The organism is Paenibacillus sp. J22R232, from assembly GCF_056269165.1.
Genome location: NZ_JBWDNK010000001.1, coordinates 1,184,379 through 1,205,036, shown reverse-complemented (window position 1 = coordinate 1,205,036; position 20,658 = coordinate 1,184,379). Strand labels below are relative to the sequence as shown.

At 50.3% G+C, this 20,658-nt stretch carries 15 protein-coding genes; 11 read left to right on the top strand and 4 right to left on the bottom strand.

Translation table 11 applies throughout. The features are described 5' to 3' along the window. Nucleotides 1-7 precede the first annotated feature (7 nt). The 3 genes from proB to AC0YN3_RS05530 all read right to left on the bottom strand — a co-directional run bounded on the left by proB (nucleotide 8) and on the right by AC0YN3_RS05530 (nucleotide 3,200). Entirely contained in the window at nucleotides 8-1,114 is a 1,107-nt protein-coding gene (gene proB, locus AC0YN3_RS05540; protein ID WP_475774068.1) for a glutamate 5-kinase, read from the bottom strand. 333 nt (nucleotides 1,115-1,447) lie between these two features. Beyond that, nucleotides 1,448-2,641 carry an aminotransferase class I/II-fold pyridoxal phosphate-dependent enzyme gene (locus AC0YN3_RS05535; protein WP_475774067.1) on the bottom strand — a complete coding sequence of 398 codons (1,194 nt, stop codon included), beginning with the start codon at nucleotides 2,639-2,641 and terminating at the stop codon, nucleotides 1,448-1,450. An 88-nt stretch (nucleotides 2,642-2,729) separates the two neighbouring features. Next, complete coding sequence (locus AC0YN3_RS05530) at nucleotides 2,730-3,200, bottom strand: hypothetical protein (RefSeq protein WP_475774066.1); 471 nt, start codon at nucleotides 3,198-3,200, stop codon at nucleotides 2,730-2,732. Nucleotides 3,201-3,322: 122 nt separating this feature from the next. On the opposite strand from AC0YN3_RS05530, the gene AC0YN3_RS05525 reads away from it, so the two are divergent. After that, nucleotides 3,323-4,123 carry a carbon-nitrogen family hydrolase gene (locus AC0YN3_RS05525; RefSeq protein WP_475774065.1) on the top strand — a complete coding sequence of 267 codons (801 nt, stop codon included), beginning with the start codon at nucleotides 3,323-3,325 and terminating at the stop codon, nucleotides 4,121-4,123. Here the strand turns inward: AC0YN3_RS05525 and AC0YN3_RS05520 are convergent, their stop codons facing one another. Beyond that, nucleotides 4,124-5,017: a LysR family transcriptional regulator gene (locus tag AC0YN3_RS05520; RefSeq protein ID WP_475774064.1), complete on the bottom strand. Its 894-nt coding sequence runs from the start codon at nucleotides 5,015-5,017 to the stop codon at nucleotides 4,124-4,126. A 165-nt stretch (nucleotides 5,018-5,182) separates the two neighbouring features. On the opposite strand from AC0YN3_RS05520, the gene leuC reads away from it, so the two are divergent. The 10 genes from leuC (at nucleotide 5,183) to AC0YN3_RS05470 (ending at nucleotide 20,652) form a co-directional block, all read left to right on the top strand. Further along, a complete protein-coding gene (gene leuC / locus AC0YN3_RS05515; RefSeq protein WP_475774063.1) occupies nucleotides 5,183-6,598 on the top strand; it encodes a 3-isopropylmalate dehydratase large subunit in 1,416 nt (471 codons plus the stop codon). 28 nt (nucleotides 6,599-6,626) lie between these two features. Continuing rightward, entirely contained in the window at nucleotides 6,627-7,226 is a 600-nt protein-coding gene (leuD, locus tag AC0YN3_RS05510) for a 3-isopropylmalate dehydratase small subunit (RefSeq protein ID WP_475774062.1), read from the top strand. 156 nt (nucleotides 7,227-7,382) lie between these two features. Further along, nucleotides 7,383-8,792: an N-acetylmuramoyl-L-alanine amidase gene (locus AC0YN3_RS05505; protein WP_475774061.1), complete on the top strand. Its 1,410-nt coding sequence runs from the start codon at nucleotides 7,383-7,385 to the stop codon at nucleotides 8,790-8,792. Between the two features lie 19 nt (nucleotides 8,793-8,811). Then, a complete protein-coding gene (locus AC0YN3_RS05500; RefSeq protein WP_475774060.1) occupies nucleotides 8,812-9,351 on the top strand; it encodes a GerMN domain-containing protein in 540 nt (179 codons plus the stop codon). 95 nt (nucleotides 9,352-9,446) lie between these two features. Continuing rightward, the gene (locus AC0YN3_RS05495) at nucleotides 9,447-11,933 is read left to right on the top strand and encodes an S-layer homology domain-containing protein (protein ID WP_475774059.1); all 2,487 of its coding nucleotides are present in this window, start codon (nucleotides 9,447-9,449) and stop codon (nucleotides 11,931-11,933) included. 163 nt (nucleotides 11,934-12,096) lie between these two features. Beyond that, nucleotides 12,097-12,792 (top strand): endonuclease III, encoded by a 696-nt coding sequence (gene nth / locus AC0YN3_RS05490; protein WP_183561029.1) that lies wholly within the window; start codon nucleotides 12,097-12,099, stop codon nucleotides 12,790-12,792. A gap of 5 nt (nucleotides 12,793-12,797) precedes the next feature. Further along, a complete protein-coding gene (locus AC0YN3_RS05485) occupies nucleotides 12,798-13,070 on the top strand; it encodes an NAD/NADP transhydrogenase alpha subunit (protein WP_183561027.1) in 273 nt (90 codons plus the stop codon). Between the two features lie 10 nt (nucleotides 13,071-13,080). Then, nucleotides 13,081-16,746: a dynamin family protein gene (locus AC0YN3_RS05480; RefSeq protein WP_475774058.1), complete on the top strand. Its 3,666-nt coding sequence runs from the start codon at nucleotides 13,081-13,083 to the stop codon at nucleotides 16,744-16,746. A gap of 295 nt (nucleotides 16,747-17,041) precedes the next feature. After that, entirely contained in the window at nucleotides 17,042-18,829 is a 1,788-nt protein-coding gene (locus tag AC0YN3_RS05475) for an ABC transporter ATP-binding protein (RefSeq protein ID WP_475774057.1), read from the top strand. Next, nucleotides 18,829-20,652, top strand: coding sequence for an ABC transporter ATP-binding protein (locus AC0YN3_RS05470; RefSeq protein ID WP_475774056.1), 1,824 nt, complete (start codon nucleotides 18,829-18,831; stop codon nucleotides 20,650-20,652). The genes AC0YN3_RS05475 and AC0YN3_RS05470 overlap by 1 nt, the downstream gene beginning before the upstream one ends. Nucleotides 20,653-20,658: the final 6 nt, after the last annotated feature.

Genomic DNA, 20,658 nt, shown 5'->3' with positions numbered 1-20,658 from the left:
CCCCTTATTAATTTAATGAAATCCACTCGTCACGGTGAATAAACTCGATACGGGAAACATCGATTCTTCGTTTGACTTCCTCGGTAGTAAGTCCGGCAACGGCTTGAATCTGCCAAGCTGCGTAGTTGACAACCCCGCGTCCGATAATTTCGCCTTGCTGGTTGGCTACTTCAATGACGTCGCCTGGCAAAAATTCGCCGAAGACTTCAAGGACGCCGGCCGGAAGCAAGCTTTTCCCGCCTTCGAGCATGGCAAGTGCAGCACCTTCATCTACCGTTGCGCGGCCTAGCGGAATGGAGTGAAAACCTAGCCATTGCTTTTTCATCGGCAGGCTGTTGAGCTTGGTGTCGAAATATGTACCGCGGCCATTGCCCTCAACGGCCAAAGACAAATCGCCTTCTTGCTGCACCTTGCCGATAAAGGCATGAACGCCGCCGCGCATCGCGATTCTGGCCGCCTCAATTTTGGAACGCATGCCGCCAGTACCGACCGAAGAGCCTGCTCCGCCTGCCACTTTCATAATATCCTCGGAAATTTGATCGACGCGCTCGATTTTGACCGCTTGCGGATTTTTACGAGGATCCTCTGTGTACAAGCCGTCCATATCCGTTATGATGACAAGTTTTGCCGCCTTGGTCATGGCAGCTACGAGCGCGGACAAGCTGTCATTGTCTCCGAATTTTGGAACCAGCTCATCCGTTGCGACAGTATCGTTCTCGTTAATAATCGGAATAATGCCAAGCCGCAGCAGCTCCTCGATCGTCATCAGCGCGTTTTGTATGCGCCGCCTATTGGAGAAGTCTGCTCGCGTAAGTAATATCTGGGCCGCAACAATGCCATAGCTATTGAAAGCTTCTTGGTAGGCTTGCATAAGAAGCGCTTGCCCAACGGCTGCCGCAGCTTGCTTCTCGTGTACGATCTTCGGCTTTGATGCATATCCGATCTGGCGGAAGCCAGCAGCGACTGCGCCAGAGGTAACAAGCATGACGCTGTTGCCTTTCTTATGCAAAGAAGCGAGCTCTGATGTGAAATACTGAATGCGCTCCCGATTCAAGCCGCCTTCATCGGAGGTAAGGGAGCTGCTGCCAATTTTAACGACTATGCGTTCCGTCATCTTTATCCCATCCTATGCTTGTTTCATGACGACAAAAAAGACCTTCGTCCATAAAGGACGAAAGTCTTAGCTTCCGCGGTACCACCTTTGTTGACAACCCGATTATTAAAAGGGTTATCCAGCTTAAGCCTATAACAGAAGGCGCTGTCCGGTTCATGGCCGGCCGCTCGGAGGTAGGTTCAGCAAGCGGCCTTCGGTAAATTCTCGCAGCCCATGGAATTTACTCTCTGATCGCGACCCTTCTTGCTTACTTGTCCCGTCATCACGTTCATGTTCAATTCCTACAAGCATATCACGATCCAATGCTGCTGTAAAGCAAGGCATTGCCCCGATTTAGTTAAACAGATTCAGCTTGCCAATGCGTTCAACCGCTTCTTGCAGGCGCTCTTCGCTCGTGAGCAGGCCCAGTCTGACGAAGCCCTCGCCATGTGTTCCGAAGCCTACTCCCGGCGCTACCACAACGTCTGCTTCCTGCAATAACAAATCCGCGAATGCCTCCGAAGTAAAGCCTGCCGGAACGGGAAGCCAGCAGAAGAATGACCCGCCGGGGCGAGCGGCCTTCCAGCCGATTCGATCAAGAGCCGTGAACAGCGCTTCGCGGCGCCGCTCATACATGGCGCGCAGCTCATCCACGCATTCTTGGGGACCTGTTAATGCAAGCGCGGCCGCTTCTTGAATCCCGCCAAAAAGGCTGCAATAGTAATGGTCTTGAATCAAATTGATCAGTTTAACGATCTGCGCATTGCCGATCGCGAATCCCACGCGCCAGCCGGCCATGTTGTAGGTTTTGGACAGCGTATAAAACTCGACGCCAACCTCCTTGGCACCAGGCGTTTGAAGAAAGCTGATTGGTTTGTGCCCGTCAAAGCCTATCGCACCGTAGGCGAAGTCGCTGGCAACAACGATGCCGTGCTTCTCGGCATATTTCACGGTTTGCTCGTAGAATTCCGCGCTAGCTACAGCACCTGTCGGGTTGTTTGGGTAATTCATGAACATGAGCTTGGCTCGTGCCGCCAGCTCCGGGCTAATCGCGTCATAATCAGGCAAGTAGCTGTTTTGCTCGGTTAAAGGCATGAATGTCATCTCGGCACCGGCTAACGCAACGCCAGACCAGTAATCCGGATATCCGGGGTCTGGTACGAGGCATACGTCTCCCGGGTTTAGCAGGCACTGGCTGATCTCGACTAAACCAGTTTTCCCTCCGAATAGGATGGCGACTTCAGTCGTCGGATCGACATCGACGTTGTAATCCTCTTTGTACCTCTTTGCAACGGCTTCCTTTAGAAAGGGGTAGCCGCTGAAAGGAGGATACTTATGATACAACGGGTTAGCAGCTGCTTCCTGAAGCTTGGCTACAATATGGGGAGGGGTCGGCTGGTCCGGATTGCCTTGTCCCAGATTGATAACATCGCGTCCTTTGGCCACTTGCGCATTCGCTTTGGCGACCAGCTTGGCAAAAAATTGCGTCGGAAGACCATTCATCCGAGTCGCGGGTTGAATAAGGTGTTGACCGATTTGTGTTTCCATTCCCTCACACTCCACATGGCAAAATCGCTATCTAAGTTAAGCAATAGCTTTAATGTAGCATGAATGCAGGGAGATGAGAAGCTATTGCCTAAGAAGCAGGGACGCCTACCTTTTGAAGAAAGGGCTTAATATCAGCCTTGAACAGGAATAAAAATGGTCTGCGCTTCTCATCAAATACGAGCAGAATCGGCGGTTTGTCCTTGCAGTAAAAAAGAAACAAATCGTCGCTGGTTACCGACACGTCATTGGATTTGATCGTAACGGCTTTCGCTAAAGGCACGCGGTACACGTAGCTGCAGCTTTCGTCATTCGTTACCTGCGGCGCCAATCCGCTAATCGAATTGACCCATGAAGAGGCAAGGGATTGATACTGTGCATCATTCGGGATCGTTTTGATGACCTTGCCGGCAGCAACGTCGAACACTTGCACGGGTTTCAGGCCTGTTTCCGTGGCCGGAGCGGTGTGTGCGCGGTGAGCGGGATAGGCGGAAGCAAGCTGTGCGAACAGAAAGAGCGAGCAGCATGCCAGCAGCATGGCGGCTATTCGTTTTGGATTCATAATCGACATTCTCCTTTTTTTGAAGCAAAGTTGTTATTCCTTCTTGTTACGGTTCCCATCTTGACACAAATCCATGACAAGGTATCATTAGGGAAAAAAAGCAATAACGGGAGGAACCAACAATGAGTCAACAATTGCGGATAGCACTGCTGCAAATGAACATAGAAGCCGGTAATCCGGAAGTCAATTTCACGAAGCTGGCAGCCATGCTAGAGGAAGCGGTCAGCCAGTCGGTTAAGCCGGATGTCATCATGTTTCCTGAAATGTGGAATACAGGATATGCGCTCACGGAAATCAAAAAGATTGCCGACAAAGACGGAGCTCGAACCAAAGCTTTCCTGTCGGACTTCAGCAAAAAGCATCAGGTCCATATTATTGGAGGATCCATTGCAGAGCTGAAGGGGGATAACGTATACAACACGATATACGCGTTCGACCGCGGCGGCGAACAAATTGCGGATTATTCCAAAATCCATCTATTCCGGCTTATGGATGAGGAGAAGTATCTGGCAGCAGGCGAGAAGCCGGGCCGGCTCGAGCTGGAAGGATCGGGAGCAGGGATGATGATCTGTTATGATATTCGTTTCCCGGAGCTCGCCAGGAAGCTCGCGCTGGAAGGAGCCAAACTGCTATTCGTTCCTGCAGAATGGCCGCATCCGCGCCTGCACCACTGGAAAACGCTGCTAACCGCGCGCGCAATCGAGAATCAGATGTTTGTCGTGGCTTGCAACCGCATGGGTACGAGCGGAGATACGCAATTTTTCGGGCACTCGCTTATTCTTGATCCATGGGGAGAGACCGTTGCCGAGGCAGGAGAAGAAGAAACCATATTGTATGCGGATATCGATTTGGCGCTTGTCGATTCGGTTCGGTCCAAAATACCGGTATTTGAAGACCGCAGGCCAAGCCTATATGAAGCTTGATCATGGATAATTGCTTATCGTTTTGTTCAACGTACGAATAAAAGCTTCTGATGCCTTCGATAAATAGCGTCCTTTGCGGCTGGCAATGACCAGCGTCCTTGTCGGCTTCTGCGCTAACGAGAGGTAAATAGGCGCGAATTGCGTGCCTTTGACCCGCGTAAGCATTTGCGGGACGAAGGCTATTCCCATGCCGCCGGCAACGAGCGACTGGATGGTCTCGATATTGCTGCTTTCGAATACGATTCGCGGTGAAAATCCGGCCTGCTCACAGAGGTCCACCGTAATTTGCCGGAAGCCTTGCCCTCTTTTTAAACCTATGAACGGTTCTTCTTCAAGCTCCGAAATATCAACAGGCTCCATTCTTTTGGTCAAGTGGTGGTTCGGGGGAACGGCAAGGCAGATCTCCTCTTCGAGAAAGGGCTCCCATGACAAGGAATTATCGATCAAAGGCAGGGAGAGCAGGCTGAGATCCGTCCCGCCGCTAGCGGTTAGCTGCTCCAGCTTGGCTGTCGTATCTTCAACCAGCACAACCTCTATTTGCGGATATTGCTCTCCGAATACGGGTAAAACCATAGGCAGGATATGGGAGCCGGTAATAGGCAGCGTGCCTACGACAAGACGCCCGCGGCGCATCTGAGCCATATCATCCATTTCCTGTTTAAGCTGCTCGACCGCGTCAAGGATCGCTTGTGATTTGCTTACAAAAACCTGGCCGGCTTGCGTGAGCTCAACCGAGTTGGTCGTGCGGCGAAATAAAAGGACGCCTATTTCTTGTTCCAGCTTGGAGAGCTGCTGGCTGAGAGAAGGCTGAGCAATGTGCAGCTTCTCCGCGGCGCGCGAGAAATTCTTCTCCGAAGCAATTTGGATCACGTAATTTAGCTGTCTGAGTTCCATCCGTATCATCTCCGCTATTTGTTTTATTTAAGAAGGAAAACTTCCATTATAGTTATTACCTATAGACGTTATAGATATTATATCTTGGATCAATGAAGAAAGAAATGCTATAGTAGGTTCAGTTAAGAAACGCAGAAGATTTAATGAAACGATGGGGTGAATATAATGACGAAAAAGACAATGTTTGAGAAGATTTGGGACAATCACGTCATTCATCAAGAAGAAGGCAAGCCAAGCGTTATTTATATCGACTTGCAGCTTGTTCACGAAGTAACGTCACCGCAAGCTTTTGAAGGCTTGCGTCTATCCGGACGCAAAGTACGCCGCCCGGATCTTACATTCGCTACGATGGATCATAACGTACCGACAAAGGACCGTTTCAACATTACGGATCCGATCTCGAAGCAGCAAATCGATACGCTTACGCAAAACTGCAAAGACTTTGGCGTAACGCTGTTTGATCTTGACAGTATTGACCAAGGCGTTGTTCACGTAATGGGACCTGAGCTTGGCCTTACGCATCCGGGCAAAACGATCGTTTGCGGAGATAGCCATACTTCCACGCACGGCGCATTTGGCGCATTGGCTTTTGGTATCGGTACAAGTGAGGTTGAGCACGTTATGGCAACCCAGTGCTTGCAGCAATCGAAAGCAAAAACGCTAGAGGTTCGTTTTAACGGCACCAGAAAACCCGGCGTTACGGCGAAGGATTTGATTCTGGGCGTTATTGCTCAGTACGGTACGGATTTCGCAACTGGCTATGTTATCGAGTTTACGGGCGAAGCGATTACGAGCTTGACGATGGAAGAGCGCATGACGGTCTGCAACATGTCAATTGAAGCAGGCGCTCGCGCTGGTCTTATTGCTCCTGACGAAACGACTTTCAATTATCTGCGCGGACGTCAATATGCGCCAGCTAACTTTGACGCTGCTGTAGAAGCTTGGAAGCAACTGACGACTGACGAAGGTGCAGAGTACGATACGGTTGTCCACTTCGACGTAGATGCTCTTATCCCGCAAGTAACTTGGGGAACTAGCCCTGGCATGGGTACAAACATTACGGCAAAAGTTCCATTCCCTGCTGACCTACCAACAGAAAACGAGCGCAAAGCTGCTGAAGCAGCGCTTGATTACATGGATCTCAAGCCAGGTACGCCAATGAACGAAATAGCCATTGATTATGTATTTATCGGATCATGCACGAACGGACGGATCGAAGATTTGCGTGCGGCTGCCGAGATCGCTAGAGGCTACAAGGTTAGCGACCGCGTAACGGCAATTGTCGTACCAGGATCTGGCCGCGTAAAAATTCAAGCGGAAAAAGAAGGCCTAGACAAAATCTTTACGGAAGCGGGCTTTGAATGGCGCGATGCCGGCTGCTCCATGTGCCTAGCGATGAACCCGGATGTATTGAAACCAGGCGAGCGCTGTGCATCAACTTCCAACCGTAACTTCGAGGGTCGTCAAGGCCGCGGAGGACGTACGCATCTTGTATCGCCGGCAATGGCTGTTGCGGCTGCGGTTAAAGGCCATTTCCACGATGTACGCGACTGGGAAATTAAATCCGAAGTGTTGAACTAACTGAACGCGAGAGAGGGGTATAACCGATATGGAACCGTTTAAACAACTTACAGGCATCGTCGCCCCGGTCGACCGGGTCAATGTCGACACCGATGCAATCATACCTAAGCAATTTTTGAAGCGCATTGAGCGCAGCGGCTTCGGCCAATTCCTTTTCTTCGAATGGCGCTTTCATGAAAGTGGCGAAGTAAACGCTGAATTCGAACCGAACAAACCACGTTATGAGGGTGCATCGGTGCTTCTGTCCCGCGCCAACTTTGGCTGCGGATCTTCACGTGAGCATGCGCCTTGGGCGATTCTAGACTATGGCTACAAAGTAATTATCGCTCCTTCATACGCGGATATTTTTTATAACAACTGCTTCAAAAACGGCATTCTGCCAATTAAGCTGAGTGAAGAGCAAGTAGAAGAGATTTTCCAACGCACAGCTAAGCATGAAGGATATACACTGAAGGTAGACCTAGAAAACAAACAGCTGTCTGATGCTTATGGTCTGACTATCGATTTCGACCTCGATGAGCACCGTCGTCAATTCCTTTTGCAAGGGTTGGATGATATCGGCTTAACGCTTCAGCATGAAGACAAAATTACAGCATATGAGCAAAAGCACATTGCTACTTTGGTTTAAGAAATGAAGCGAAGAGGACAAATCAGCTCGTTAGAGCGTTTTGTCCTCTTTTTTCCTTTTAACGCAACTTTTTCTGACAAGCTGCGTCTATATTTGCGTCTGTAAAAGTCGAATGCACTCATTCGATGCGGGCAATTTCAGTCATCGAGGTGGGAAATGAAAAGATTTGTGTCCATGTTGTTGTTTATGTCGTTGTTTTTCACGATGTTCGCCACTGTAGGACAAGCTGCAGAGGTCGTCCCAAAGCTGTTTTTGAATGGTAATCTGTTAACGTCAGCCGTAAACCCGCAAATTATTAACAATGCGACAGTCGTGCCGGTTCGGACTGTAACAGAAGGCCTTGGTTATCAAATCGTTTGGGATAATACGGCCAAATCAGCGACGGTCACTCATGGCAGCAATGTCATCAAGCTCAAACTGAATGACAAAGTTGCGCTTGTGAATGATCAAAAGGTTCAAATGGATACTGCGGCATCCATTATTAAAGGCACGACATTAGTTCCGCTTCGTTTTATCGGCGAGCAGTTCGGATTGGATTTCGAGTGGAAGGCGACCGAGAAAGAAGTACATATGTATGAGCATTCAACCGAACCTACCGAGCCCGTTATTCCAACGGATCCAACTGTGCCGGCAGGCGTTATTACACAGGTAGCTTACAACGGAGAAAGCACGCTGACCGTAAGCTATGAAGGTGTTTCGAAGGCAAACAAGCCGTTGGTGTTAGACGGCCCGAAACGAATTGTGTTTGACTTTCCAAATACGGGACTAAACCACTTTTTAAACGGACAAGCAGTTATCGATGTTACAGACAGCACTTATTTGCAAAAAATCCGTTATTCTTTATTCTCTAATGCTCCGCCAACCGTTCGTTTGGTCATTGAGATCAGCGAGGATACAGGTTATGTACTGACTGAAGATTTGGGTAAATTCCAGTTAACGTTCATGCCACTAGCAGATGTACCCGTTGACCCGACCCTTCCTGTTGATCCTCCGATCGTAATCGACCCGCAGGAGCCACCAGCGTCCAATGACGTGTTCGACGTCGTGATAGATCCCGGGCATGGAGGTTCGGATCCCGGTGCCAAAAGCGTATTGAACAGATGGGAAAAGGAGTTTAACTTAAGCGTCGCGCTTAAGATGAAGGCTCTGCTCGATAAGGAACCCAAAATCAAAGCTCACTTTACGAGAACGGGAGATACATACCCTTCTCTGGACGATCGGGTTAAATTTGCTGAGAATTTAAAAGCCGATTTATTTATGTCCATTCATGCGAATAGCGGTGCTGCCTCGGCTTCTGGCGCTGAAACTTATTATTACCGCGAGAATAGCAAAGCTTTGGCTGCCGTCATTCATAAACGCTTGATTGCGGCTACCAAAATCAAGGACCGCGGCGTTAAGAAGGAAGCATACAAGGTCATCAAGCAAACGACGATGCCTGCAGTCCTTATCGAAGCCGGTTTCTTGTCTAATTCCAACGATGCAAAAATGTTGTTTGACGATGCTGCTCAGACACGTATCGCAACTGAGCTTGTAGCTGGCATCAAGGAATATTTAAAAGTGAAGTAGAAAGCAGGTGTTCAGTGTTATGAAACGATTCAAAGCACGCGGACTGCTTGCTGTCATGGTTGTCTCCGCTGCGATAGCAGGCTGCGGTGTCCAAGACAAGCCAAGCAATAATCAAGGCAGCGCTCCAACAGAAACGGCAGCTCCTTCCATTGGACCGACACCACAATTGAACGAGATCGAAGCTACTATTTACTTAACCGATGCGGAGCTGACTGAAACAGTGGAGAATCCGGTAAAACTCTCATACGAGACGGATTCCGATTTGGTTTCAGCGGCAATCGAAGCCTTACAGAAGGATGCTGGCGATAATGCCTTGTCATTGTGGAAACCAATCGAGGTCAAAACCGTAGTACTCGAAGACGGGCTTGTTACAATCGATATCCACTTGCCTGACGAAGCTCGCCTTGGAGCGCCAGGCGAGATGTTCGTCATCGAGACGCTCAAGCAAACACTCTTCCAATTCGATTTCGTTAAGTCGATTGCGTTGTTGGTTGACGGCGCAGAGATCGAGACGCTGATGGGGCATGTGGAACTTGAGCATCCGATGTTGAAGGAATAATAGACGTATATCAAATGGCTTCGCTCCGCTCTTTGAAAAGAGCGGCGGAGCCGTTCTGCGTAATTACACAAGACAATCAGGAGGAATAATCGTTTATGACCATGCCATTTGCAGGTAGAAAGCTATTGATCGGAGCACTCGCTTTTTCATTGGTGGCGGGCAGCGGAGTGATCATTCCAACGAACCAAAGTTACGTTGCCGCCGCAGTGTTAACGACACCTTTCAAGGACGTGTCTAGCGGACACTGGGCTGAGAAACATATCGCTAAGCTGGCTCTTCAAAAAATTATCGAAGGAAATACGACTACGAGCGGCGCGTTCGTATTCCGTCCAAGCGAAAACGTAAGTCAGCAGGAAGCCGTGCTCATGGCGCTGCGTTTTGCGGGCTTAGACAAGAAAGCGGATCAAGGAGCCATCATCGGTTTTCCGAATTCGTTTTCGGTAAGCGCATTTTTCAAAGCATACGTTACGCTAGCTTTTGAGGAAGGACTGCTGGACCAAGCGGAGGAGTTCGATTTGGCGTCCAAAGATACGAAAAACGCTTGGGGAACAAAGCCAGCTACCCGCGAATGGGTCACGAAGCTTATGGTTAGAGCTATCGGCCAGAAGCAAGAGGCGCTGAACTTACAAAACACAGCTTCTTCTTTCTCTGATGCTTCCCAGATTAGTTCGATCTATAAAGGTTACGTCAATCTAGCGGCTAAGCTGGAGCTGGTGAAAGGCATAACATCCGTGAAATTCGATCCAAAGGCGAATGTAACACGCGCCAGCCTTGCAACCATGTTCAGCCGTGCTGAGAGCCAATACCCTGTTGCATACGAAGGGCAGGTCGACGGAATCGTATCACGAATTACGGATAACGCTCTTACGGTCTACAGCAATAAGAAAGAAACGAGCTATTCAATCAATGCGGATACGCTTTATTATACTTACAAAACGGAAACGCCTATTACGAAGCAGCAATTGCTGGAATATGGGGATGTAACCGTAATTGCCAAAGACGGCAAAGCACTGTACGTCGAGGTGAAGGGTGACAAAGCACATACGACAACAATTGCAGGTACGCTTGATCGGGTTATTGCGAGTGACAAGAAAATATATGTCTGGGTGAATGACAAGCCGGTTGAGATTTTTTATAATGAACAGCTTTCCGTTGTCGATAGCGACGGGAAAGCGTTAGCGTTGACGGCGATCAAGAGAGACAGTGCGATCACTATCGTACAGGATTCGTTCCGCGAAACGCCAATCGCAGTCAAAATCGTTGCTGCGCCGCAAGCGTCAACCACAAGCGTGAAAGGGACTTTTTATGGCACGGATGGAGAATTGATTACGGTCATGCAGGGCACCACGCTTGTTTCCAAGTTTATGGCAGATACCGTAACTCTGGAAATTGCGGGATTGACTGGCGCGACTATTGGCGACTTGATTAAAGAGGCAGATGAAGTTGAGCTTACGCTTAACGAAGCGGACCAGGTTACGAAAATCAAGGTTGCCAACCGAAACGTAAAAACAGTAGCAGGCGCGCAAATTGCTAGTTTCGTGTATGACAAAAAACTGTTGACCGTCGTAGACGCTTCTGGCGGCAATGCTCAGGCCTTATATTTTACGGATAAAACGAAAATCGAGTATAGCGGCAATCTTATTACGTTGGCCTCGGCAACGAGCTTGTTGACACAGAATCGCAAAATCGTTATTACTTATACAGGGAACTCGATTGTTTCCCTTCAATTCGTAACCAAATACACAGGAAATCTCGTGTCTATGAATTCGGCATCGAATTTGATGACGGTTAAGCTGGATAACGGTTCTACGGTAGCTTTGCCTTATAACACGGCTTATGTGGAGCATCCGGCAATTGCAAGTGCTGCGTTAAGCGACTTAAAGACAGGCGATTTGCTTACATTGGAATTAAACAACACGCAAGACCGTGTAGCTACGATAAAAGTACATGGGAATGCCCAATATGAAGTGGTTTCCGTCGATGCTTCGGCTAAGAAGCTTCGTGTGAAAAACGCAATGACGCCTGTATTTGAATTGTCAGTGCTCAGCACGGACATCACGAATGAAGCTGGCGCTAAGCTCACGGTAGAACAGGTTACGCCAGGCAGCTTGATCAACGTGAGCTATATCGGAAAGCAAGCGGTCACAGCTCGCACGGTTGCAGCCACGTTCGGCAAAGTACAAGCCGTATCAGCCAGCAGCGTGACGATTGTGGATCTTGCCGGCCAGACGACGGTATATAACGTTGACGCGGGGTTCGTTGCAATCAAAGGAACCACGCAGAACAACGCTTCTAACTTAATCGCGGTTGGTGACTACGTAGAAGTGCAAAAGTATGACGGCAATAAGACGCAAATCTCAGTAGCAATTGGCGAAAGCCGGATTTTTACAAGCTATTACATAGCTAGCGCGCAAATTTGGACGGAGAAGGTTTCGGATGCCGACAATCGAAATTATTTCAACGTAAACAGCAATACGAAATATTTCTATAATGGAAACGTGACTGCCGCAACGGCTTTCAAAGCAGGCGAAGCCATTACGATTTACGGATTCAGAAACTATGCGATCGCAGTGGTCAAATAGCAAATGAAGTGAAATAAGCCCATTTTTAGGCTTAGATATTTATATTTTGTGAAAAAACTGCCCTTAAGGGCAGTTTTTTTATAGAATGTGCTTGATTACGGTTGCGAAGCGTGACAATTTTCGCTACACTTTGAACGATAGTGTTTGATTAGGGGAGAGGACGATGAGCACGAAACAGAAAATGCGTCATGTACTGGATATCATTGCGGAAATGTTTCCAGATGCACACTGCGAGCTTAACCATAGCAATCCGTTCGAGCTTACGATAGCCGTGCTGCTGTCAGCGCAATGCACGGATGAGACGGTCAATAAGGTTACGGTAGGCTTATTCGAGAAATATAAGCAGCCTGAGGATTATTTGAGCGTTCCGCTAGAAGAGCTGGAGCAGGATATTCGCCGCATCGGACTGTTTCGAAGCAAAGCTTCGAACATACAGAAGCTATGCCGAATCGTTATCGATAAATATGACGGTGAAGTGCCAAGGAGCCATGAAGGATTGACGGAGCTGCCGGGCGTAGGCAGAAAAACGGCGAATGTCGTTATGTCCAACGCGTTTGGCGTGCCTGCTATCGCAGTCGATACGCATGTGGACCGCGTGTCGAAGCGGCTTGGATTCGCTAAGCCGGATGATTCCGTTCTTGAGGTCGAGAAGAAGCTCATGAAGCTTGTGCCTCGCGAGGAATGGACGTTAACTCACCATAGGCTCATCTTTTTTGGCCGCTATCATTGCAAAGCGCAAAGCCCGCAGTGTCCGATCTGTCCGCTGCTTGATTCGTGCAAAGAAGGAAAACTACGTATGAAGCCAGGCTTTAAAACCAAAAATAAGAGCATAAAACCTAAAATAGCCAATGAAGGATGATGAAAATGAACTGTATTTCCGTTTACACAAAAAACTTTGAGCTTTTTTCCGATATTTATGAGCAAGTGCTAGAGTCTCCTCCAGAAGAAAACGAGGACATCGTAGTAGAAGGCATTACCGTTAGCGGTTCTGGCGATGTTCCTGAGCAGTACATCGAGCGCATGCGCGTTAAACCTGAAGTTGTCGTTATGCGTGACAAAGAACGCAACATCATGATTTTGCAGCATGGCAACGTATTTGAAATTTGCCTGCCGTCTGAAGAAGAACAAGCCGTTTAAGGAGAAGCAAATGACAGAAATAACGGTGCAAAGCATAGCGGGAGCTATATCCGAGGCAGCGGGCTTGATGGCCGCTGCAGGAGATACATTACATGCAAAGCAAGCACAGGAGCTGAACAGTAAGCTGACCGAGGGTCGGCTTACTGTCGCTTTTTGTGGACATTTTTCGGCAGGGAAATCAACTTTGATTAATCGTCTATGCGGTACGAAGCTACTGCCCTCAAGCCCGATTCCAACCAGCGCGAACGTTGTCTCGATTCGCGGCGGGGAACGGGCATACGCCGAGGTAGAAACGATTAAGGACGGCATTCGTTCGCAAGCGGAGGTACCGATTGACGAGCTGGACCGCTATTGCGTAGACGGCGAGCAGTTTACTTCCGTTTCGATTATTTATCCGAGCGAGCAGCTCGGCAACCATACGGTTCTGCTTGATACGCCTGGCATCGATTCTACGGATGATGCCCATCGCATGGCTACAGAATCTGCGCTCCATCTGGCTGACGTGGTGTTCTATGTGATGGATTATAACCATGTGCAATCCGAGATTAATTTTGCCTTCGCCAAGCAGTTGAAGGATTGGGGCAAGCCCTTATACTTTATTGTCAATCAGATTGATAAGCATCGCGAGCGCGAGCTTTCCTTCGCAAGCTATCGCCAAAGCGTAGAAGACGCATTTCATGCTTGGCATTTGGAGCCGGCAGGAATCGTCTATTTGTCGTTGCGCGAACCGAGCCATCCCCATCAGGAATGGGACAACTTTCTCGGTCTGCTAGACGGTCTGCAGAAGATTCGGGAGCCGCTTTGCATGTATAGCGTCGATGCTTCGCTGCGTCATTTGGCAGCTGGTCATCTAAGGTGGAGCGAGCTTCAAGCAGAGCCTGAGCGTGAGCGGTTGATCGAAGCGGCTGGCGGAGAGGAAGCGGCAGCCCGCGTATCGTTCGAGATGGATCGCTTGAAGCAGCTCATTGAGCAAATCGGGAACAAAAAAGAAGTGTACCGGGCGCAGCTGCGCAAGGAGCTTCAGACGCTGCTCGATAACGCGAATATTACGCCGGCAGGTCTGCGTGATTTGGCGCAATCGTTTCTTGAGAGCAGAAAACCCGGATTCAAGGCGGGGTTGCTGTTCGCAGCTGCGAAAACGGCTGCTGAGCAGGAACGGAGATTGACGGCTTTCAGCGAGGAACTGAACAGCTTGATCAGCGCGTCAATTGATTGGCATGTGAAGCATTTGCTCCGTACGGAAGCCGAGCGTGCGGGTTTTGACGGAGCTGTTCTTGAAGCGCAAATGGCACAAAGCCTCGCCTTTATGCCTAATGCGGAATGGCTTATTTCAAGGGTGAAACCCGGTGCGGTCATAAGCAATGAATACACGATGACGTTCAGCCGCGATCTAGCAGCGGACGTGAAGGCCGAATATCGCCAGCGGGCGCTTGCGCTGATCGACGCGCTGGCGGATCATGCTGCTGCGGCTGGAGATGCAGCAGCGTCTGAGGCACAGGCACAGCTTGCGGCGCTTCGCGCGCAGGCTGGTGCACTTATGGCGCTGGGAGCGATTGCGAAGCGAGCAGGCGAGCACAAAGCGCGCCTAACGGCTGCGCTGCCTGATGCGCCGACTAGGCCGGCATTGCCCGCGCCGCGCGCAGCGGCCGGGTCCGGAGCTGCAGCGAAGGCGGCGAGCGAGGCCGCCGAAGCCGTTGCAGCTGCGAGCGAAGCGCAGCTGGTGCGCGGCGCCGCAGGGGCGCAGCGAGCGGCTGGCGCGAGGCGCAGCTCGCTCGCGGGCGGAGCCGCCCTCGCGCAGCAGCACGGCGCAGCCGCGCGCTTAGCGGGCGCGGCGGAGCTGCTCGCGCCGCATGCAGCGCTGGCCGCGGCTGCGGAAGCGATGCGCGACAAGGCGAAGCGGCTGCAGGACAGCCGCTTCACCATCGCGTTGTTCGGCGCTTTCAGCGCCGGCAAATCATCGCTCGCAAACGCGCTGATCGGCGAGCCGGTGCTCCCGGTCTCGCCTAATCCGACGACGGCGGCGATCAACCGGATCGTGCCCCCGACGGCGGAGCACGGCCATGGCACAGCGCGCATCGTCATGAAGTCGCGCGCTGCCGTCGAAGACGACGTTCGCTACTCCTTAGCGCTGCTCGGCGAGAAGGCCGGCATCGACCAATTGCCTGATGCCGCAGCGCTAATGCGGGCGATTGACCGCTTAACTCCCGATTCTATCGGGGCAGGCGGCCGCCCGCACTTCAGCTTCCTGCGCGCAGCGCGCGCAGGCTGGGAGCGGCATGAGCCGCTGCTCGGACAGCTGCTCTCCGTCGACCAAGCCGAGTATGAGCGCTACGTTGCAGAAGAGTCACGCTCTTGCTTCGTAAGCGAAATCGAGCTTCACTACGATTGCGAGCTGACAGCGCAGGGCATCGTGCTCGTGGATACGCCTGGCGCGGACTCCGTCAATGCCAGGCATACCGGCGTTGCCTTTAATTATATTAAGAATGCGGATGCCGTATTGTTCGTCACTTATTATAACCATGCCTTCTCGCAGGCTGACCGTCAATTTCTGATGCAGCTTGGCCGGGTTAAGGATCAATTCGAGCTCGATAAAATGTTCTTCCTAGTGAACGCAGCGGATCTTGCTGCAGACGAGGAGGAGCTGACTGGCGTGCTGAAGCATGTTGAAACGAATCTGCTCCAGCATGCGATAAGATCGCCGCGCTTGTTCCCGGTTTCAAGCCTGCAGGCGCTTGACGGCAAGACGGATGGAAACGAGGAGCTGGTGAAACGCTCCGGCATCGAAGCATTTGAGCAATCCTTCTTATCCTTTATCCAGAATGACCTTGGGCGGCTTGCGATCGAAGCGGCCGAACAGGATTTGAAACGGGCGGCTGCAACCGTTGCAGGCTGGCTGCAAAGCGCGGAAGGCGATGCTACCGTGCGTGAAGCGGAGCTTCAGGCACTCCAAAACGCCGTGGAAGCGGCGAAACAGGATATTGCGTCCCTGCAAGCGGGGGCATTGCCTGAGCAGCTTAAACAAGAGCTCAGCGAGCTGCTCTATTATGTCGTTCAAAGAATTCAATATCGCTTCGGCGAGTTTTACAATTTTGCCTTCAATCCGGCATCCTTGCAGGATGACGGGCGAGATTTGAAGAAAGCGATCTGGACCTCTTGGCTGGAGCTTCAGAGACTTGTACAGCTTGAGCTCTCGCAAGAGATGCTTGCTACTTCCCTGCGCATGGAACGAGGCATTCACACCCAGCTGCAGAAACAGTTCGCAAGCACAGCCCAGCGGCTGGAATCAACGATCGCCGCGTATAGCGCAGTTCCTTATTCACCTGCTGCTCTTCCGACGCCAGAGCAGCCTGCAGCATGGGAAGCGCGGTCGGTTGACGCCAAGCTGCTGTGGAGCCGTTTCAAAACGCCTCGCCATTTCTTCGAAGGCGAAGGAAAGTCGCTCCTTCGCAAAGAGCTGGATACGCTGCTTGCACCTTCCTTGAACGGATGGATGACCGAGCAGACAGCCGCTTGGACCTTACTGTATGAGCAGATTTGGAGCGATGCAGCGGAGTTCGCGGGAACCAAGCTTGCCGAAGACATGCTTGCATACGAAAGCGGCAAGCGGAGCTCCCTTGCGGGAAGCGCGGATATCGCTGAGCTGAGCCAGCTTCACAAACAATTGATTCATCTCTAATAGTCAATGGATATAGATCATCCTATCGCATTAACAGCTGAATGCTTTTGCGGGTACCGTCGGTTCCCGCAAAAGCATTTTTTTATTTTGTGTGTTTCTGTGCAAAAAGTGAGTAATTGGCACATATTTGTCACGATTTAGGACCATTTGGGAGCATTAACCGTTTCCAATTTACATATCGCGACTATAAGCGGATTCAATCAGTTATATGCATAGTTATACTGTTTGCTCGCTTTTCGGGATGCTGATAATATTCACTCATACTTACAAAATAGCAACGGGGAGATGGATTTACTTGGACGTTTTAAGGCAATTGAAAGCATTTTATTGGGCGGAACGAAAATTTTTGTTCTCTTCCATTTTTTGCTTGATGTGCGCTACGGCGCTCGGACTTGTCTATCCGAATTTGTTGCGTTACCTGATTGACGATGTGATTACACCAAGGAAGTTCGAGCTTGTGCCGACACTTGCGTTCACGGTAGTCGGAGTCGTATCGTTTAAAGGCTTTATGCAGTTTTTGCATGGATTCTTTGGCGGGCGGCTTGGCAACAAGGTTGCATTCAGGATGCGCAACGGATTATATGACAAGTTGCAAACGTTATCGTTTCAGTATTATGACAAAGCGAAAACTGGCGATCTCATGTCGCGTCTAACAGCGGATCTAGAAGCAATCCGCAACTTTATCGGGTTTGGCTTCGCTCAAATTTTGAATATGGTGCTTATGATTGTCTTTGGCGGAGCCATGATGCTCTCGATTCATTGGCAGCTAACCTTGATCACTTTGGTGACCATTCCGCTGCTCGCCTTCACGGCTGTCCGGTTCGAGAAGAACATTCATCCGGCCTTCCGGGAGATGCGCCAAGCGATGAGTAATCTGACGACTGCGGTACAAGAGAACATTACCGGCGTGCGAACCGTTAAATCGTTTGCCCGCGAATCGCATGAGGTATCGAAGTTTTCGGTACGGAGCGAAGCTTACCAGACGAACCAAGTCGGTGCAGCCAAGATTTGGGCCAAATATTTCCCTGTCATGGAGCTGGTCGCGAACTTAAGCGCGGTTATCCTGCTCGTAACGGGCGGTATTCTTGTCATCAACAAATCACTCCAGCTTGGTGAATTCGTAGCGTTCTTCAGCTTGATCTGGTACATTATCGGACCGATGTGGGGCCTTGGCTTTCACATTAACAACTACACGCAGTTCAAAGCTTCAGGCGAGCGCGTGCTTGGGTTGCTGAATGAGCATGTGCATGTCAAAAATATCGAAAACGCCATTGAGGTTAACAGCGAGACGTCGAAGGGGCATGTCCGTTTTGACCATGTCACCTTTAATTATCCAGACAAATCACCTGCTGTTACCGACCTGGTTATTGATGCGCCCGAGGGCTCTGTAATCGGCTTGCTAGGTGCAACCGGTTCAGGCAAATCAACGATTATCCAATTGCTCATGAGAGCTTACAATGTTAAAAAGGGTACGATTACGCTTGACGGCATTGATATTCGCAATCTTGACGTAGCAAGCCTGCGCCGCTTGATCGCGCCGGTCTTCCAAGAAACGTTCTTGTTCTCGGCATCGATTCGCGACAACATTGCTTATGGCGTACGAGATGTTACCCCAGAGCAAATCGAATACGCGGCTAAGCTCTCGAATGCACATGACTTCATCATGGAGCTGCCGCTTGGCTATGATACGATCGTGGGCGAAAGAGGGATGGGCTTGTCCGGCGGACAGAAGCAGCGGATCGCGATTGCGAGAGCGCTGATCAAAAACCCGCGGATTCTTATTCTGGATGACGCAACCAGCGCAGTCGATATGGAAACGGAACATGAAATCCAAGCAGGCTTCAAAGAGCTGATGGCTGGACGCACAACCTTCATTATCGCGCATCGGATCTCGTCGCTAAGGCATGCAGACGAAATCATCGTATTAGATAAAGGCCATGTCGTTCAACGCGGCACGCACGCGCAGCTTATCGCGCAGCGTGGTCCGTACAGAGATACCTACAACATTCAATACGCTGATCATCCGCTCGTTGACGGATTAGATGCCGAGGAAGCGAATGATCGGAAAGGGAGTACCGTCTAATGAACAGCAGTGTCAAAGCAAAGGCAAGCAATAAAAACGAACGCTTCATCTATCAAGATGATGAGCTGATCGAAAAGCCCTTTAACTGGGGACAATTACGCCGCTTGTTTATGTATATGAAACCTTACTCCAAAGAGCTAATGCCGGTTATTATTATGATGATTCTGGGTACGGTGACACGGCTTGGCGTGCCTGCCCTCGTTATCCTGGCCATCGATGAAGCGATCGCTCCGGCGAACGGCCAAACAAGCGTGCCAAAGCTGCTGATCATCGCGGGCCTTATGTTATTCTTGTATATTATTCAATGGGCTTCCAATACGTACCGCATTAAATATACGAACATTATCGGGCAGAAGGTTATTTATGATCTGCGGAATCATTTGTTCCAGCATATTCAAAAGCTTAGCTTCCGCTTCTACGACAAGAGACCGGCCGGATCCGTGCTCGTGCGCGTGACGAACGACGTCAACGCGCTGCAGGATCTCTTTACGAACGGCGTAGTCAATCTATTAATGGACTGCGTTCAGTTATTCGGTATCGTCATTATTTTGCTTGTGTGGAACTTCAAGCTGGGACTCGCGGTAATGATTACGGTTCCGCTTATGTTCCTGGTGTCAACGACGCTCCGCAAGAGAATACGGTTCGCTTGGCAGGACGTGCGGATTAAGCAATCACGCATCAACTCTCATCTGAATGAAAGTATTCAAGGGATGAAGGTTACTCAGGCATATGTGCAAGAGAAGGACAATATGAGCTTCTTCGACCATATGAACTCGGTCAACGTGAAATCTTGGAACAAAGCGTCTGCGCTCAACCAAGCGTTCGGACCGGTCATCGAGGTAACGTCAGCGATCGGAACCTTTATTCTGTTCTGGTACGGCTCCCATCTTATCCAAACGGGGGCCATCACGATTGGATTGCTCGTTGGTTACGCCAATTATATCGGTAACTTCTGGGATCCTATTAACCGTCTCGGTCAGATGTATTCCCAGCTGCTCATTGCGATGGCATCATCGGAGCGGATCTTTGAATTTATCGACGAGGAGCCGACAGTTGGCGAATTGTCGCATGCGAAGCCGCTCCCGCCAATCAAAGGCGCAGTAACCTTCGACCATATCGTCTTCGAGTATGAGAAGGGACGGCCGGCACTCAAAAATGTGACAATCGACGTGAAAGCAGGTCAGTCCATTGCGCTGGTTGGCCACACAGGGTCCGGTAAAAGTACGATTATCAACCTGCTATGCCGCTTCTATGATCCGGTTGAGGGTCGCGTGCTGATCGATGGGATCGATATAAGAGACGTAACGATTGAGAGCTTGCGATCCCAGGTGGGTATCGTGCTGCAGGATACGTTTATTTTCGCGGGTTCGATTCGAGATAATATCCGTTATGGCCGATTGAATGCGACGGACGCGGAGATCGTTAAGGCGGCCCAGGCCGTGAATGCGCATGATTTCATCATGGATCTCCCGGATGGCTACGATACGCAGGTTGAGGAGCGCGGGAATGTGCTTTCGATGGGGCAGCGCCAGCTTCTATCATTCGCACGGGCGCTGCTCGCCGATCCGCAAATTCTAATCTTGGACGAAGCAACTGCAAGCATCGATACCGAGACAGAGCTCAAGATTCAAGAAGCGCTCAAAATATTGCTGTCCGGTCGTACGTCATTTATGATCGCTCACCGGTTATCAACCATTCGCCATGCCGATGAAATAATCGTGCTTGATCATGGTCAGATTGTGGAACAAGGCAATCATGAAGCATTGATTGCGAAGCAAGGCGTGTATAACGGACTAATCGAAGCGCAATATCGTTATCTGTAAAAGGCT